This window comes from Pseudoalteromonas rubra (genome assembly GCF_001482385.1).
Taxonomy (GTDB): domain Bacteria; phylum Pseudomonadota; class Gammaproteobacteria; order Enterobacterales; family Alteromonadaceae; genus Pseudoalteromonas; species Pseudoalteromonas ardens.
Genome location: NZ_CP013612.1, coordinates 895,524 through 910,829, shown reverse-complemented (window position 1 = coordinate 910,829; position 15,306 = coordinate 895,524). Strand labels below are relative to the sequence as shown.

General features: G+C 49.3%; 13 protein-coding genes. 1 reads left to right on the top strand and 12 read right to left on the bottom strand.

From position 1 onward, the window contains the following. Positions 1 to 310: 310 nt before the first annotated feature. The gene (locus AT705_RS22990) at positions 311 to 754 is read left to right on the top strand and encodes a GNAT family N-acetyltransferase (RefSeq protein WP_058798650.1); all 444 of its coding nucleotides are present in this window, start codon (positions 311 to 313) and stop codon (positions 752 to 754) included. On the opposite strand, the gene AT705_RS22985 is transcribed toward AT705_RS22990, so the two are convergent. The 12 genes from AT705_RS22985 to AT705_RS22930 form a co-directional block, all read right to left on the bottom strand. Beyond that, on the bottom strand, positions 744 to 1,553 hold the full coding sequence (locus tag AT705_RS22985) for a substrate-binding periplasmic protein (protein ID WP_058798649.1): 810 nt from the start codon (positions 1,551 to 1,553) through the stop codon (positions 744 to 746). The genes AT705_RS22990 and AT705_RS22985 overlap by 11 nt on opposite strands. A gap of 83 nt (positions 1,554 to 1,636) precedes the next feature. Continuing rightward, entirely contained in the window at positions 1,637 to 4,684 is a 3,048-nt protein-coding gene (locus AT705_RS22980) for an amino acid adenylation domain-containing protein (RefSeq protein ID WP_058798648.1), read from the bottom strand. Next, positions 4,681 to 5,400 (bottom strand): DUF1796 family putative cysteine peptidase, encoded by a 720-nt coding sequence (locus AT705_RS22975; RefSeq protein ID WP_058798647.1) that lies wholly within the window; start codon positions 5,398 to 5,400, stop codon positions 4,681 to 4,683. The genes AT705_RS22980 and AT705_RS22975 overlap by 4 nt, the downstream gene beginning before the upstream one ends. Next, the gene (locus tag AT705_RS22970; protein WP_058798646.1) at positions 5,397 to 6,500 is read right to left on the bottom strand and encodes a glycosyltransferase; all 1,104 of its coding nucleotides are present in this window, start codon (positions 6,498 to 6,500) and stop codon (positions 5,397 to 5,399) included. Before AT705_RS22970 ends, AT705_RS22975 begins: the two co-directional genes overlap by 4 nt. Before the next feature lie 10 nt (positions 6,501 to 6,510). Continuing rightward, positions 6,511 to 8,133: an ATP-binding cassette domain-containing protein gene (locus AT705_RS22965; protein WP_058798645.1), complete on the bottom strand. Its 1,623-nt coding sequence runs from the start codon at positions 8,131 to 8,133 to the stop codon at positions 6,511 to 6,513. After that, positions 8,130 to 8,813, bottom strand: a complete 684-nt coding sequence (locus tag AT705_RS22960) for a glycosyltransferase (protein WP_049865837.1) — start codon at positions 8,811 to 8,813, stop codon at positions 8,130 to 8,132. The genes AT705_RS22965 and AT705_RS22960 overlap by 4 nt, the downstream gene beginning before the upstream one ends. Before the next feature lie 8 nt (positions 8,814 to 8,821). After that, positions 8,822 to 9,994, bottom strand: a complete 1,173-nt coding sequence (locus AT705_RS22955) for a radical SAM protein (RefSeq protein WP_049865836.1) — start codon at positions 9,992 to 9,994, stop codon at positions 8,822 to 8,824. A 17-nt stretch (positions 9,995 to 10,011) separates the two neighbouring features. Beyond that, on the bottom strand, positions 10,012 to 11,112 hold the full coding sequence (locus AT705_RS22950) for a glycosyltransferase (RefSeq protein WP_058798644.1): 1,101 nt from the start codon (positions 11,110 to 11,112) through the stop codon (positions 10,012 to 10,014). A gap of 1 nt (position 11,113) precedes the next feature. Beyond that, positions 11,114 to 11,722 carry a hypothetical protein gene (locus AT705_RS22945; protein WP_058798934.1) on the bottom strand — a complete coding sequence of 203 codons (609 nt, stop codon included), beginning with the start codon at positions 11,720 to 11,722 and terminating at the stop codon, positions 11,114 to 11,116. A gap of 243 nt (positions 11,723 to 11,965) precedes the next feature. Then, a complete protein-coding gene (locus AT705_RS22940; RefSeq protein WP_058798643.1) occupies positions 11,966 to 12,211 on the bottom strand; it encodes a hypothetical protein in 246 nt (81 codons plus the stop codon). Between the two features lie 422 nt (positions 12,212 to 12,633). Further along, positions 12,634 to 14,235 (bottom strand): tetratricopeptide repeat protein, encoded by a 1,602-nt coding sequence (locus tag AT705_RS22935; protein ID WP_058798642.1) that lies wholly within the window; start codon positions 14,233 to 14,235, stop codon positions 12,634 to 12,636. 168 nt (positions 14,236 to 14,403) lie between these two features. Further along, positions 14,404 to 15,216, bottom strand: a complete 813-nt coding sequence (locus tag AT705_RS22930) for a hypothetical protein (RefSeq protein ID WP_058798641.1) — start codon at positions 15,214 to 15,216, stop codon at positions 14,404 to 14,406. Positions 15,217 to 15,306 lie beyond the last annotated feature (90 nt).

Below are 15,306 nucleotides of genomic sequence, written 5' to 3'. Positions count from 1 at the left end.
ATACTAATCGTTATCATTTGCAATTATGGTACGGTTTTAAAACCAGACATTCAACAGCAAAGCACAAAATATAGTCGCCTATGAGCGAGGATTGATGTTATTTTGTCATTATCTGTGTGTCCTGGTCATGGCTATTCAGCTTCATTAAAGTTTTGTTTCTTTAAACAATTTCTGCTTGCAACTCCGGTGACTTTGGGATTAGATGAATTCAGGCCTGCAAGGGCAGGGTCCTCGCCAGCCTGTACAGAAAGTATTACTGCATATCCACGCACTCTGACAGAATGTTCAGAAACAGAACAAGGAAAGGACAATGCATATTGAACTGAAACAAGCCTGCGATACCGACAAACCCTATTTGTTAAACCTACGCCTGCAAACTATGGTGGAGCACCTGGAACGGGAGGGAGTTTTTCTCAGTGACGAGGCGCATTTGTGTCGGCTTGAGGAAGACTATGCCCATTCTCACTTGCTGATCATTGATCAGGTAACGGTCGGTACCCTCAAATTCCGACTGAGAGACAAGCAAGTGGAAGTGATGCAGTTACAAATTGATCCTCAATACCAAAAGCAGGGACTTGGCAGTAACACACTCAGGCACATGTTTGCGCAATATCCCGAACACCCTTTTCTCCTGACTGTGCTTAAACATAATCCGGCCCGTCATTTATATTTTTCGCTGGGCTTCAGAACCTATGATGAAGACGAATTTGAATACCATATGCGCCGACCTGCACAGACCACACTTACTGCTTAGTTTGCACAGAGCCGGATAACAGGCGCTGAAAATGTAAATCAATCAGTCCGTCAATAGCTGCCTGATTGCGCACGATGGCCAGATTGAACTGCTGCAATTGTTGTTCACTAAACAAGCCTGGCCGGATCATATAATGTGCGGGGTTTTTATGTACAGTCAGACGGCTTGCTCTCACATGTGCCTTGTAGGGGTCTCGATTAATTAAATAAATACCCGTGAACAAATCTTCCACCGCATAGTCGACACGCTTTTTGACCAGCAAATCAAAACGCTCTGTGGCCAGGTTAATGTCCACCACACAATCCGGGCACTGCTGAACTATGCGTGAAAAAGCGTCGCCATAGACACTGCCGCGATTCACGGCCACGATAGATTTGGTTAAAAAGCTTAAGGTAGGCGCAAATGCACTTTGAGGACTCAAAGGGTTATCAACGTGGCGAAACAACTGCATCACCTCATCCCGATAAGGCAAGCTGAACTCCGAAAACCGGCGTCGTTCCTGGGTAAAGCTGGCGGCAAAAATCACATCAACTTTACCTTTTTTAAATTCTTCAAAGGTCCGGCTGGATGAGGGGAATGATACATAGCGCCAACATAAATTGGCACTTTTCAGGACCAACTCAAGGATCTCAATATCCAGCCCGTGATATTGCTCGCCTACCCGGTAAGAATAAGGTGGCCAGTTGTCGCTGGCACTGACCGTAACGGTTTGCCCACAGGTCTGTGCCGCTGCATTAAATGTACTAAAACATAGCAAGCTGACAAATATAAACGCTAAGTAGCCTCGACCCAATTGCACTTTTACCTACCTATTTAAACAGGTATCTAAGCTTATAACATATCAGGTACTTTTTCCGCCAGTTACCAAAGACAAATTATCTGTCACTCGCAGCAGTGCTCTTCAAAGCACCTTACTATCAACCCGGATAAGCTATCCAGCCAAAGCTCGCTAACAAGGTCGGCATCACTATTCAGCTCAACCATCAGGCCTACTTCTTGATCGCGAACAAAACGAACCTGCAACCAATGATAGCGCTGCTCGAACGCAAATACCTGCCCGTCTGTCAGCCAGTCCTGCCCACTCAGACCAAACCTTGGCTGAGCAAACAGCTGCTGCTCCGGCAATTCACTCAGATCTGCAAAAGCGACCGACACTCTTGGAGCCTGGGTTTGCACCAGCGTTTTAAATGCCCCATCTGTGCTAAACATACTTAGCCAGCCATAACTGTGCCCACCCACCGGATATCTGGCTAAATCCGCTTGCGTCAGTGCCAATTGTGAACCAGGTTCCTCACCCGCATGCAACAGCAACGGCGCACTGTGAGCAAACCAGCCCACAGCCTGCCCCACTTCCACCGAAACCCCGCAGTTACTGCCTGAGAAAGGCTGTCTACCATTGTTTTCCAGTGCAACAGCAACGGCGCTGTCACCGCTACATTGATGGTAACTGTGTGCCAGGGCAGCAAATAACACGGCTTGTAGTGATGTGCCCTGACGGGCTAAACGCGGTAATAGCAAAGCTAGCTGCTGTGGAGTGGCTAACTGTACCTGGCTATAAATAGGCTTATTGTTGTGAAGCTTTGTGAGTTTACGCTCCGCTTCCTGACAAAATGCGCCACGCGTGCTGAGCGCTTCCCGCCAGTAGCTGAGATCGGCATTAAAATGACCCGCCATGACTGCATTGTGACATTGCCGCTGCCAATGCAATAGCGTCCAGTCCCGCTGTCTGTCGAAATGTGTGGGGGCGTTCAGCAGGCTTTCGAGGTCGCTACTGAGTACTTGCAAGCTGATGTCATCCACCAACAAATGGCTGATCCCTACCGCGACTATATGCCCATAGCGACTTCGATAGCTGGCGATGGAAACCAACTGTTCAGTCAACGAAGACTCAGCCAAACAAGCTTTAAATGCCGCCCGGGCTTGCTGTTTAAAATCATCAAAACTCGATACTGTGAGCTCTGCACTGAGGTGTAAAGCCCCTTTACTCACGCGCTGTGTCATGTTTACTGGGTCAAAGCGCAGCCTTAAAGCCGGGTATTTCAGCAGTAATATACGCACAACCTGATGGATTTTTTCGCAGTTCAGCTGTTGTTGAGTAAACAACATAGTACATATCTGCCAGCGCTCAATCCCATCGATATGGATCATGGCCAGCTTATTAGGCAGAGCAAAGTTAAGCAACGCTGGCTCAAAACGCAATGATGTGCGAGCTGAAGAAGACGTCAACCGGGCCAGAGGTACATCGCTGAGCAACTGACTTAACGATACTGACCAGCCATGTTGTCTGGCACGGGTTTGTAACGTCAGTGCTTTCAGTGAGTCACCTCCCTGTGCCTTGTAACCTTTGCCCCTATCGAGTTCGGCCAAAGGTACATTCAGACTTCGCGCCACCAGCTCTGGCAACGTTGCCACCTGTTCGTGTTGCTGTAATCTAAGTTCAGCAACGCGCTTTAAAGCTGGCTTATCAATTTTACCAATCGCAGTGGTTGGCAGCTGCGTGTAATAAAAAAACTGTGCTGGCAACATGTAGGCAGGTAACGCCTCGCTTAGCATTTTGCGCAGCGCGGTCGTATCGGTATCATTGAGGTCGCCAGCGATAAAAGCGATCAGCTGAGTGCCAACACACAATACCGCCGAGCTGCGGATACCTGGGTACTGATCCAGCACGGCTTCAATGCCTTCTAACTCAATCCGGTGGCCAAGCAGGTTAACCTGATTGTCCAGTCGCCCAAGATAGGTGATCAGCCCCTGTTCATCCCTACACACCAAGTCGCCACTGCGATAGAAGCGCTGCGTCCTGCCAAGGCGCGCCATAGAAATAAACTGCTGAGCTGTTTTTTGCGGCTCTGCCAGATATTCCAGCGCCACCCCTTCACCACCGATAAGTAACTCACCTTGTCTGGCCGGTCTGCCCTGCTCGTCCACAATCAGCAAAATACTGCCCGCCGAAGGCCTGCCAATAGGCACCCGGCTGCGCTTTAAATCAGCCCGAGTTACCTGGTGTAAGCAGGAGGTCACTGTGGCTTCAGATGGGCCATATTCGTTATATAACGCAATGTGCTCAAACAAATTCAACCTGTCCCATTGACGTACTATGTTGTGACTGAATTCTTCACCGCCAAGGATCACCGTACTCAGGTGCATGCTCGACAGCCAGTCACGAGCTTTGGGATCTGCCAAAAAGTTCGCCATCAAGCTGGGGGGCACATCAAGATGGGTGATTGCCTGCGAGATGCAGACTTTTGCAAATTCGGCAGGATCAAGCACTGAACCTTGTGTGAAACACACACACGCTCCGGCCGAGAGAAACATCAATAATTGCTGCAAAAAGGCGTCTGTTGAGCTGGATAAAATACATAAGGCACGATTGCCCGGTGTCAGCTGGTATTGTTGCTGAGCAGCCTGGATCTGCTGAGCCAGGCTGTGCCGTGAAATCGCGATGCCCTTTGGCTGGCCTGTGCTGCCAGAGGTATACACATGGTAGGCAACGCGCGTAGCCTCATCCTGATTGTCTGTCGATACGTCACAAGTCACCGATGCATCATCAACCAAAATGCAATCCAGCTCGACTCGACAACTGGGACCACCCAAACCAGGGTCATCCTGGCTATAAAGTACAACGCGCGCCTGGCTGCGTGCCAACATATGCTGTTTGCGTGTAACAGGAAAATGCACGTCCAGACAGACAAAAGTACCGCCAAGCAACAGTACGCTGATTATCCCCACGGCACTTAAGCGCGGATCATCGCTATACACAGCAACACAATCATTTGGCTGAATTCCCAAGTTGCGCAGCTGCTTAACACATCTCATCACTTGCCCGCGCAGTTCGCCATAGCTAAAGGTCCAGCTATCGCCCTGAAGTGCCACAGCCTGACCCGGCTGATCCAGGATATTGGCGACCATATCGGCCACGTTGACTGCGCTCATGCCGACTCCCTGTGGGGTGCCAGCCCGGTAAAGCCATTGACACCGACCAGCATGTTACTCCAATGTATGAGCTCCTGACCTTCCATCCAGGGCTCACCATTATCAAAAGTGTATTTGCGCATAAACGCCAGCCCTGGCCGGCTGTGCTCAACCAGCTCGTCATGAAAGGTGGCCACCAGTAGAGCGACCTGAGCATTTGGGCACACTTGCTCAAGCGTCGTTTTTAATTGCAGCGTGTTAGCCAGGATCTCGTCCGGCGTTTCAAACTGCCAGTCGGCATTTTCTTCCAATGCCACACTTAAAAAGAACAGCACACTGTCAAGCTCGGCCAGTTCAGAAAAGAAGCGATTGCAGATGCCATCAAATTTCTCACGAAATGCGGGATACTCACGCACCAGATCATGATTTTCAACCGCAAAGTCATGGGCAGAAAGGTATCCCGCTGAGCGATCGGCGTATTTTCGATATTCTTTGCAATCAGGTTCATAAGGCTCAAGGTTCTCCAGTAAGAGTACTTCTTTGCACCGCGTTTGCAGTGCCTTGTCGAGATCGGCCACAGAACGACCTCCGATCCAGTCAAATGGTCCGCGTCGACAGCCCAGCTCCAGCTGACGAGTCAAATGACGGGGCCGGCAATCCATACCCAGACTGTGTACCCGGCTATACTGACCCGCAATAAAAGGGTTGCCGGTTTGGACTACAAAGTGACTACTCATGCGCACGCTCCTTTACCTTGTAGTTTGTTCAGACAAACTCGTCCTATCACCCGCCACCAGGTTGGCACTTCCAGCAGCACGCGTGCAAATGGGATCAGACACAACTTCAGCTTATGGTAGGGGATGGTACGAAATTCATCGCTGGCTTTACTGTACAGCCAAAAGGTTTCAACAAAACCCAGTGCCGTCCACGCCAAAACCAGGGCCACGCCGACAGTACTGCTGATAAGAAATGCCAGCAGTAATATCAGCGGCATTAATAAAAAAATGCTCACTGAAATCATATCAATCCGATGGCGCAGTCCTAATACGGTTTTCTCTGCCATCTGGTTGCGATAAAACGCCGCTTTATGCAACGCGACCTCCACAAACCCCTGCGACCAGCGCCGACGTTGATGCAGTAAAGCACCGAAGGTTTGGGGCGGCTGTGTCAGTGCCTCGATCTGAGGTGCATAAAATACCGTATAGCCCAGCTCCAGACCCAGCAAACACGTCTCCCTGTCTTCACCGCTGCGCAGCCCGCTGTGTCGGGACAACAGGTCCTCTATGATTGGCCGTTTATACAAGCAGCCCGCACCCGGCATAATAGGCACACTGCCCTCATTTTTACTGAACTGATAACTCGCTCGCTCCAGCGCATATTCCAGCATCTGAAACTGCACCGCGGGCGTGTTACCGGCTGTAGGGCGCATACTGAAATAGCAACCCATTGCAGTGGCGTCCGCCGCTAACTTGTTGTGTATATCAGGCAGGTTATCCAGGCCCTGAAGCTCAGTGTCAAAGTCGGTAAAAATGATGTACTGATGAGACAAAGCTTGGATCACAGTGTAAAGCGCCCCAATCTTTTGGCCGTTTGGCGTCACCCGGCTGAGGCTGAGATGTGTTAGCTGCTCTGTATTCGCCGAGAAGGGTTGATCGGTAGAGCCATCATCAATCAGGATAATATCAAGTTCGGGATGACGAGCTGCCAGCCCATCAAAGTAAGCCAGTCGCTCGGCAAAGTGTGATTTATCACCCGCTTCATTGTAAAACGGCACCAATATTGCCGTCGTTTGCGTTGTCACCCTCGGTGCCAACCAGGTTAACTGATAATCTTTCATAGCAAGCTCCTTAGTGGGATTTAACCAGCGACAACGACTGTGCCGGATAGGGATGAAGCTGACCATCACGCATCAGGTAATGACAGTCACAACAATCAAAGTACGCCTCATCATGGGTGATCACGAACAAGGTTTTACCCATGGCCTTCAATGTCGGTAGCCACTGACGGTAAAACACCTGACGACTTTCGGGGTCGATGTTGGCAGCAAATTCATCCAACACCAGAATAGGACGCTCTTCCATCAAGGCCTGCACTAGGGCCAGGCGCTTCATCTGGCCTGTCGACAAGCGGGTATTGGTAAAACAGCCGTCACGAAACTGCACTTTGTCGCTCAACGCCAGCTTGTCCAGCCATTGATTGATCAAGGTCTCATGCATCGGCTGACCATAACGATTGGCAAAAACCACACTATCCGCCGAGATGCCGGAAAACAATTGGCGATAAGCCAATAACTGAGCATCATCCAGCTGGGTATTATCAAGCCAGACTTGGCCGCTTCGCGGCGCATACAAGCCACTGAGTAAGCGCATAAAGGTGGTTTTCCCAGAGCCATTACCGCCAGATATAAACACGATATCTCCCTGATTAACTTCCAGATTAATCGGCCCCACGGTGAACCCTTGCTGGTACTCAAACATCAACTTGTGGAGCGTCAGCCGATGCGAAAACGACACGTTAGATGGCGCAACACTCTGCTCCCCGGCTTCACTAGCCAGTTGTTTGATTTCAGCCAGCTTTTGTTGTGAAACCTGGAGCTGACTAAGCACCCGAAATAACTCCATACTGCTGTGGAACGGACTCACCATAAACAAAGTGATGATCACAAAACTGATACTCTGCTGGGGCGATAAAGCAAACCACAGCGGCGCGACAAATACCGCCACCGCAGCCAATAGATAAAGTGCGGCCATCAGCATCAGCTGATTATGTGCAAAACGACATTCCGCCATGATTTTATTATGCTGGACCGCAGTCGCATCCCGGGTCAGATGCTCCTGATACAGCGAGTCATTACGCGCAGCATTTTGCTTCACTTCCCGGATCCCCATCAGCAGATCGTGCAAGTGCGTAAAGAAGCTGTCCTCAGCCTCTCGCGCACGTTCATATCCCTGATGAATGCGGGCAAAGCGTAAGCAATAGGCCGTCACTGCAAGCGCTATCAGACCCAGTGCAAGTAATGCCCCCATAGGGGCAATCACAAACATGTAAATCAGTGCCGCTATCACGGTGAATAGGTGTCCCACACTTAACGCGACGAACTGATTAAGCTGACTGAGTGTGTTGGCATCATAAGCAATCGCCGAGAGGATCCGCTCCTGACCAAACTGCTCAATCATCTGTAATCGTGCATGACGCACTGCATCCAGAATATCCAACCGCACGGTCTTAATGGTGGTTTCGGTCAGTCGGATCACGCTACGCTGAAAGGTCAGCTGCACCACCACAAAACCAATGAATGCCATTGAGAACCAGATAGCGCCCTGAGCCAGGCTGGCCGAATTACTGCTATCCAGTTGCAGTGCCATGGTGAAGGTATGTAGGATCAAAATGGTGGTGCAGGCGCTTAAGCTGCTCAGTAAAACCAGTTTGAGTGACAGCACCTGCCACAAGGCTCTGCATTTTTCTATCATGCCTGTCCTCCCAGACTGCGGGCATACAAGCGTGGTGAAAGCTGCCATAACACGCCACCGAGCAACAACGAACCGTAATACCGCAGATAACCATGAGTGCGGAACTTTCGCTCGTTGTGAACAAAATGACTTTGACTAAGCCACACATAATGCCCACCCTCACATTGGCAACGCACACCCAGATCGGTGTCTTCGCCACGCAATAAACGTGTGTTGAAGCCACCAACGGTTTTAAACAAGTCGGCCGAAACAAAACAATTGCCGCCCATGCTCTGGTGACGCTGGTTAAAACGATTGATATCCGTCGCGACAAAACGACCGAGCCAGTGACCACTGTCGCTCTTCAGTGGCGCCGTACCATACACAGCCCTGTGGCTGTCCTTGGCAAACTGAGCAATCTGCGCTGGTAGTTGCGCACTGCACACGGTATCAGCATCTAGAAACAGCAGCATGCTGCCACTTGCCTGTGCAGCGCCATAATTACGCGCTGCAGCGGCACTGCCTGCGGAAATAGTAAATACCTGCTCAGTATAGGCCCGCGCCACCTGCACGGTTGCATCCGAGCAGGTATCACAGACCACGATCAGCTCAGCATCCAGAGGCAACTGTTCAACCAATAACGGTAAAGTAACCGCTAACGTTTTTGCTTCATTATGAGCAGGCAAGATCACGGACAACATACGCACCTCTAGAGCAAAAAGTTATGCGCGTCGGGACACGCATTGAGAACCTTTAAGCTTTGCTCACGCATCGTCTTAGCAGCACGCTGGTATGGCTCAGAAGCAATGAGCTCCTCAATTGGAGTATCGAGCACATTACCAAATACCAGATCAGGGAACTGCTTGGTCATCACCAGCTTGCCACCAATATCAACATCCAGTTTCACACCCATTTTGAGATAATGTGGCCGTGCTGGCATTTTGCCGCGATAGTACTGACGGATCTCATCCGCATCATAATCCGGCCCAAATAACACGGGGATCTGTGACGGATAGGCACGCAATGTGTCTATGGTGTCTATGACGTGTTCAATGTAATCCGGACGAAAATCCCCCATATCAAATCCTGTATAGGAGTTAGGCACAGTGTCGAAGTCTTCACAAAAGCGGTGGTATTCGCTGCGCGCCATCATGTCCACGACCCACAGGTGGTTGTAGATCATCCAGTCAACACCGGCCTGTTCGCACTCATTAAGTAACTCGGTCGCCCGGTCCAGGTTTTTGGCCATCATGGTATTCTCTACCCCGATCAGCCACTGCTTGCCCTCTTTTTTACCGTCAGCCAGTAACTTAATACCGGCCATGGTTTTGTTGTAGGTGCCTTTACCCCGGATCGAGTCATGGATGTCTTTCGGTCCGTCGATGGAAATCAAAAAGGCCAGCTGATCGTGATACTTACTCAATACCTCAAAGTGGCGCTTAATCATCAGGCCATTCGTACAGATATAAATAAAGCATCCGGCTTCAGCCAGGCGGCTGAGAAACTTAGGAAAATCAGGGTGTAAAGTGGGCTCTCCCCCGGTCAGTATGATGTCGCAGCGCTGACGCTCAACAAAATCAAACAAATGACCACTTTGCTCATAAGGGATGGCCGTGGGATCCAGGCCATGGTGAAAGCCTGTTTCACGCCACTGAAAGCACTGTTCACAGCGCAAATTACAACTGCTGGTCATTTTAATGACCAGCTTACAGATATTATCTGCTTCGATTTTTCCGCTCGCGGCATAGCGTCTGAGGGCGTTAGCCACTCGCTCGGTGCTGGCCTGATGATGGGCGGTAAACCCTGGGTTTCTGGCCATAAAATTCTGATGTGCCTGCGGTAATTCGCTGACCGCCAGTTGCGTGGCTTTCTTAGTCCACATAATCGACTCCTACAATATTATTTGCTACTTGCGAGTAAATGATGACAAATCTGGTTTGATGCATTGGCGTTCACTAAAGTGGCAGCCTTCATAATGGTCTGGCTGCGCAGTGATGCCGATGTCTGTATCTGACTGAGCAAGTCACTGAGCTGCTGATCATTGCACGCGTTTAGTGCCGCGCCCTGAGCGACAAACACCGCTCGATTGTGTTGCTCTTGCCCGGGTAAAGCGCCATGAATGATCAGGCAGGTATTGGCCAGGGCCGCTTCGGTCAGGGTCAGACCACCGGCTTTCGTAATTATGATGTCCGCCTGGGCGTAGTAAGGCTGCATATCCGACACAAACCCGGCCAGTTGCAACTGATGTTGGGCTATTTCTTGTTCAAAACGAGCCCGTAGTTGCTGTTGTAAAGTCTCGTTCTGGCCGCAAATGACCGTTACCGTACCAGATGGATTCTGAGCCAATAACAACGCCACTGTTGAAGCCGAAATGCCCAACCCCCAGCCACCGCCACAGAGTAAAATGTTCAGAGCGGCCTCGCTTTTCTTCGCGGTATCTTTGCCTGTCACCGTTAAGTCCTGAGCTACCTCTGTCGGGATCCCCAGCGGCAATATGTCGGTTCCTCTGGCGCGATGCCAGTCCAGCACAGGATGACTGTACTGATGAGAAACAAACAACTGAGTTAACGGGGTCCGCCAGCCATTAGAGATTTGATAATCACCCAGCACACCACTGACTTCGACCTTATGCCCGGCCAGTCTGGCAAAATAACGGGCGAAGAATGCACCGTAATAACTACAGGCAACCACCTGGTTATGACGACGGATCACCGCTTTCGCGTCTTCCTGCTTGTCATTGCCTTTAAGCGCCAGCCACAGCGGTATTAGCCTGTAAAGAAACGGGTAGAACCAGCGGCTTGCATATAACTTGCTGTGATGTTGCTTGCCCGACATGCACCACTGGTAATATTGGCCAAACAGTAAATCGGACAGCCACTGTGGCAACAGTTCGGACACTGACAACAGCTCAACGGTTTTGCCTTGTTTACGAAAACCGCTCGCCAGAGCCTCTGCCAGTGCTCGTGACCCCGCGCCAGACTCCACATATAACAGGAGCATGCTACTGAACCCGCTCGAGTGGACGCGTGGTGTTGAGCCATAAAGCTCTTACTTCAGCCAACTCAAGCTTCATCACCACCATATCCTGCTGCGGACCATAGAAGCTTTCGAATCGACCCAAAGAGGTAAACTGTAAAGAATGATAGATATTGAGAATATTGGACTGCGTGGTGTCGGCAAACACCTCAATGTACAACTCCTCATAGTTGGTTTCTTCCAACAAGACCTTTAGGGTATCCAGCAACATTGCCATTTTGACCAGAGGTGAGACATTCTGATCAGCTACAAACCAGCCTCCCCAGACAATGCTTTTTGGGTCCCATAAGCGATAATGATAACCGGACATGCCAACCAGCTGTTCGCCTTGTTTAAAGCACCAGTAGTGACGACCATTGTCTATCCCCGCCGCCAGACAACGACGATGAAATTCAATGGTGCGTATGGTGTCTTCGTTCAGTCCATCTACCATTGCATGCTCGATAAATTCGAGTTGCTCATCACCAAATGACACCGCTGTCTTTTCGAGCTGCTGATGACGCATAAAGCGCTCGGTACGGCGCATTTTTTGTACCAAAAGTTCTGCTCTGCGATCTTTAAATTGCTGTTCCATATCCGGCCACCCATTTTCTTGCTTTGCTTTGATGGGCTGCAAGTTATTATAAGTATTGGATAAAATCGCTTATGAAAAAGTGATGAATGGTTACGAGAGCCCTATGAAGGCTGAGCAATGATTATTCTAACTGATGATAAAACAGCCCATTTCAAAGCCATTAACATGGTCTTTTTTGCTTAACAACAGGCTCTATAACCCGCCTTATTTCCGAGCTGGAAAAGCACGTTTTTTTGTGTCATTTTAACCGGAACTTGTGCAAACAAAGAGGCCAATCATGCCGATAATCAAGCCACGATTTTGCTGGCTGATACCACTCTGTTTGTCTTTAATGGCATGCGTATCACCGCCACCCAAGGTCGTTGAATGGCCAGGTGGCAGATTGTTGTTATCAGAAGAGGCGGCTACATTCAGCGGCAAAGTTGGACAGCGAACATTCCAGGCGACTATCTCTGCACTATGGCATGAAGGCGCACACTGGTATGTCATTTATGCCTGCAGCGCTTTTGAGCAAAACACGGACACAGAGCGTTTTTCTGTCGGCGAGATAACCTCTGAGTCAGCGCCCATCGGCACTCCTATCACACTTGATTGTGGCTTAGGCGTTACTTTGACTGTACGACCGTGATTATGGGCCGTTATCGTGAAAGAAGTGGGAGAGAAGAACAGGCGAAGGTGAGACTACGCAATACATCATCAACGGAGTCGCCTGAAACAAGCTCCCGTGTCGAGCACGGGATGACGGATGAAAAGGAATGGATTTATGCTTCATTTTGAGACGCCCACAAAGGGTGAGCTCCATAATAAAATACTGACCAGGGTAGACGCCTTGTCGTCATGGCCACTCCCCTCTGCCACAACGGTTTTAAGCAGGTACCTGCATAAAAAGCAACCGTCAGCGTACGTTATTGTTATTCTAACTCACTTTCCGTATCTTCGATTGCTTGTATGATCTGTGTATTAAGGTCTTTAGCACTTTTTCGAGTCGGCTCCACTTCGAGCACTTGCTCAATAACTTGAAGCGCCTCATGGTGCTTTTCTTGTGCAAACAATAATTCAGCGTGCGTTTCAAGAATTGCCAGGTCATTAGGCAATAATTGCAAAGCTCTGTGAAGCAGCGCCTCAGCATCTACCAGGCGTTTTTGATCAATCAACAGACAAGCGTAATTATTCATAGAGTCAGTATCCTGAGCATCTAACTCCAACGCCCTTTTATAATAAGCCTCAGCTTTATCCACTTCCCCTGAGCTTTCCAACAATATGGCATAATTAAACATAGCCGTTGTGTACTCAGGATCCTTCGCCAACGCTTCTGTATAATGAGCTTCTGCTTCCTTTAACTTCTCGTTCTCTTTCAATAATATAGCATAGTTGTTATGTAGCCCAGGTGAATCTGGAAAGGCTTTAATTGCAGACTGGTAATGCGCAAGCTTTTGTTCTAAATTGGGTTTATTCTCAGCCTCAAGCGCCCAATCCAGCCAGCTTTTATCCTGCTCTTTCTTATGCTTAGGCAAAAGCTTTGCTTTGATGTCTTCTCCCCCCTCACGAGAAGTGTTCATCACCTGCTCCTGGAGTGTCTGCTTCAATTCCTCAGTATAGCGGTCAAGGTCTTTTAACTGATCATCATGCTTATAACCCCAGAGGTTACCAATATCCAGCATCAGCTGGTCCCAGTCTGGGGTTGGTATCAAGACACCGTTGTGCTTTAGCATCAGCGCAGCAATGTCACCATTTGGTTGTCCGCCTGGCTCGTAGTAGCACCAAAACGGTCTGCCACTGATGTCCCTGGGTGATAAATCAGATAAAAAGTTCATCAGACTGCCGTCGTTACCGCCATAACCAATAAAAATGGGGGTATAGAATTTGAAGATATTTTTCAGAGCATCTTCCCAGGGCTTTTTTAGCTGCCCTGTACCATCAGGGTCATTGATGGGGTCGGTAAACAAGTCACGGTGAATTTTGGCCACCATGGGGCGCCGCGCCAGAGGCTTTAAATATCCGGCCAAAGTTTCATGGCCTATCACGTGAGGAGAGCGTCTGCCGTAAATATACAAAGAGTCGGCGACCAGATTGTCGAAATTAGTAGTGATCACCAAGTTGTGGCTGGTTTTGGTCATTATCCAGGCCAGTACGGCATAGCCAAAACTCGGGCTGCCAGCTTCGATGGCTTTTTCCAGCTCTGCGAAGCCAGCTTCATGATCGCCAGCAAAGCAGTGAGCGAAAATCTCTGGGTAATGACCAGCCAGATTATCAGACTGCCAACCCTTAATATCTAACGGGTTCAGCTTAAGCCAGCTGTCAAAGTCAGTCTCGGGCGATACCACCCGATGAAACAGCATTTGCATCCACTCCCTTGCCAGGGGGGCTGCGCCTTTAACACCAGACTGGATCGACGCACCAGCGCCCAGTATAAACACAAAACGCCGGTCTTCCATGGTGTCGTTAATACGCTGTAATTCGTCAAGGAAGCCTCTTAAGGCCCAAACCTGTGCTGTTGATGTTTCTCTGTCCATGTTAATTTTTATAAATATTTTTATAATTGGAGAGATTGTAACGCGAAAGTGTGACCCCTGGAAGTGATCTGGATCAGTCTCATAAACGCAATTTCAAACAGGTGTGATGTTAAATGTTAAGGCACTTTACTTGTCTGCTCATACCCAATCACTCTGACCTTGCAACACTTATCGCTTAGGACACACCACTTTTTCAGCTTTCAGGTGGTACATTTCAATGTCCGGGTGACTAAAAAACCCCACTTCCCAGGGGTTTTTAGAGATAAACAATTCTCTCACTTCATTGAACAAGGCGCTGTCACTTGCTATCTGATGCACCTTTCCTGCGATAATGGAGTAATTCCACTCCACATAGTTTTCAAAGGTAAAGCTGGCACGATTGTCGATGGCAAAATAACACTGATTATCGCGCTTCATTAGGCTGGATTTAAAGGTTTGTGGCAGCGTGATAAAAAAGACATCATCATCGGTGCTGGATAAAAATGCCATCACTGTGGTGTGCGGTTGTGATTGCGCCTTAGTGATTAACACCCCGACTTTGTTATCGTGCTCTTCCTCATCCATCACAGGGGTTGTCGTTAACGGCGTGCATGGCAAAGGCGTTTGCACACGCGGATCGTCTGGAAACTCATACCCCGGCGCACGGTATTCCAGTTCCACCGAAATCCCGTAATAAACCTGATACTCAATTGGAGAAACGGTTACCTCTGTCTCGTTTAGTGCTGTTACCCGACCTTTGTAAGACAAACGATAAACACTCAGTTCAGCGTCATATTCACTGACACCGGTGCGATTATCCAGATGTACCGTGACCAAATCTCCAACCTGCAATGCATGCGTTTCCCTGAGCTGGAGAAGGAGTTGATTGTCATCGTCAATTTGCGCAAAACAGATGAACACATCGATGCCGCCCAGATGTGTCTGGTAAGCTGAAGCAACGGCAATCACGGGCGATGGAATAAACTGATTTAAAGACGACATAACACTCCCTGAAACTGGATTAGCAATCTACTTTCGACTGTATAACTCTAGCATACAGGCGTAAAAGCGCGTGCTCTGCAAAGGCACACA

Bases quoted from the DNA above. Each gene is read 5' to 3' on its own strand.
- AT705_RS22990 (WP_058798650.1), top strand. From the start codon at position 311: ATGCATATTGAACTGAAACAAGCCTGCGATACCGACAAACCCTATTTG.
- AT705_RS22970 (WP_058798646.1), bottom strand. From the start codon at position 6,500: ATGAAAGATTATCAGTTAACCTGGTTGGCACCGAGGGTGACAACGCAA.
- AT705_RS22930 (WP_058798641.1), bottom strand. From the start codon at position 15,216: ATGTCGTCTTTAAATCAGTTTATTCCATCGCCCGTGATTGCCGTTGCT.
- AT705_RS22980 (WP_058798648.1), bottom strand. From the start codon at position 4,684: ATGAGCGCAGTCAACGTGGCCGATATGGTCGCCAATATCCTGGATCAG.
- AT705_RS22960 (WP_049865837.1), bottom strand. From the start codon at position 8,813: ATGTTGTCCGTGATCTTGCCTGCTCATAATGAAGCAAAAACGTTAGCG.
- AT705_RS22940 (WP_058798643.1), bottom strand. From the start codon at position 12,211: ATGACATACCAGTGTGCGCCTTCATGCCATAGTGCAGAGATAGTCGCC.
- AT705_RS22975 (WP_058798647.1), bottom strand. From the start codon at position 5,400: ATGAGTAGTCACTTTGTAGTCCAAACCGGCAACCCTTTTATTGCGGGT.
- AT705_RS22950 (WP_058798644.1), bottom strand. From the start codon at position 11,112: ATGCTCCTGTTATATGTGGAGTCTGGCGCGGGGTCACGAGCACTGGCA.
- AT705_RS22935 (WP_058798642.1), bottom strand. From the start codon at position 14,235: ATGGACAGAGAAACATCAACAGCACAGGTTTGGGCCTTAAGAGGCTTC.
- AT705_RS22955 (WP_049865836.1), bottom strand. From the start codon at position 9,994: ATGTGGACTAAGAAAGCCACGCAACTGGCGGTCAGCGAATTACCGCAG.
- AT705_RS22965 (WP_058798645.1), bottom strand. From the start codon at position 8,133: ATGATAGAAAAATGCAGAGCCTTGTGGCAGGTGCTGTCACTCAAACTG.
- AT705_RS22945 (WP_058798934.1), bottom strand. From the start codon at position 11,722: ATGGAACAGCAATTTAAAGATCGCAGAGCAGAACTTTTGGTACAAAAA.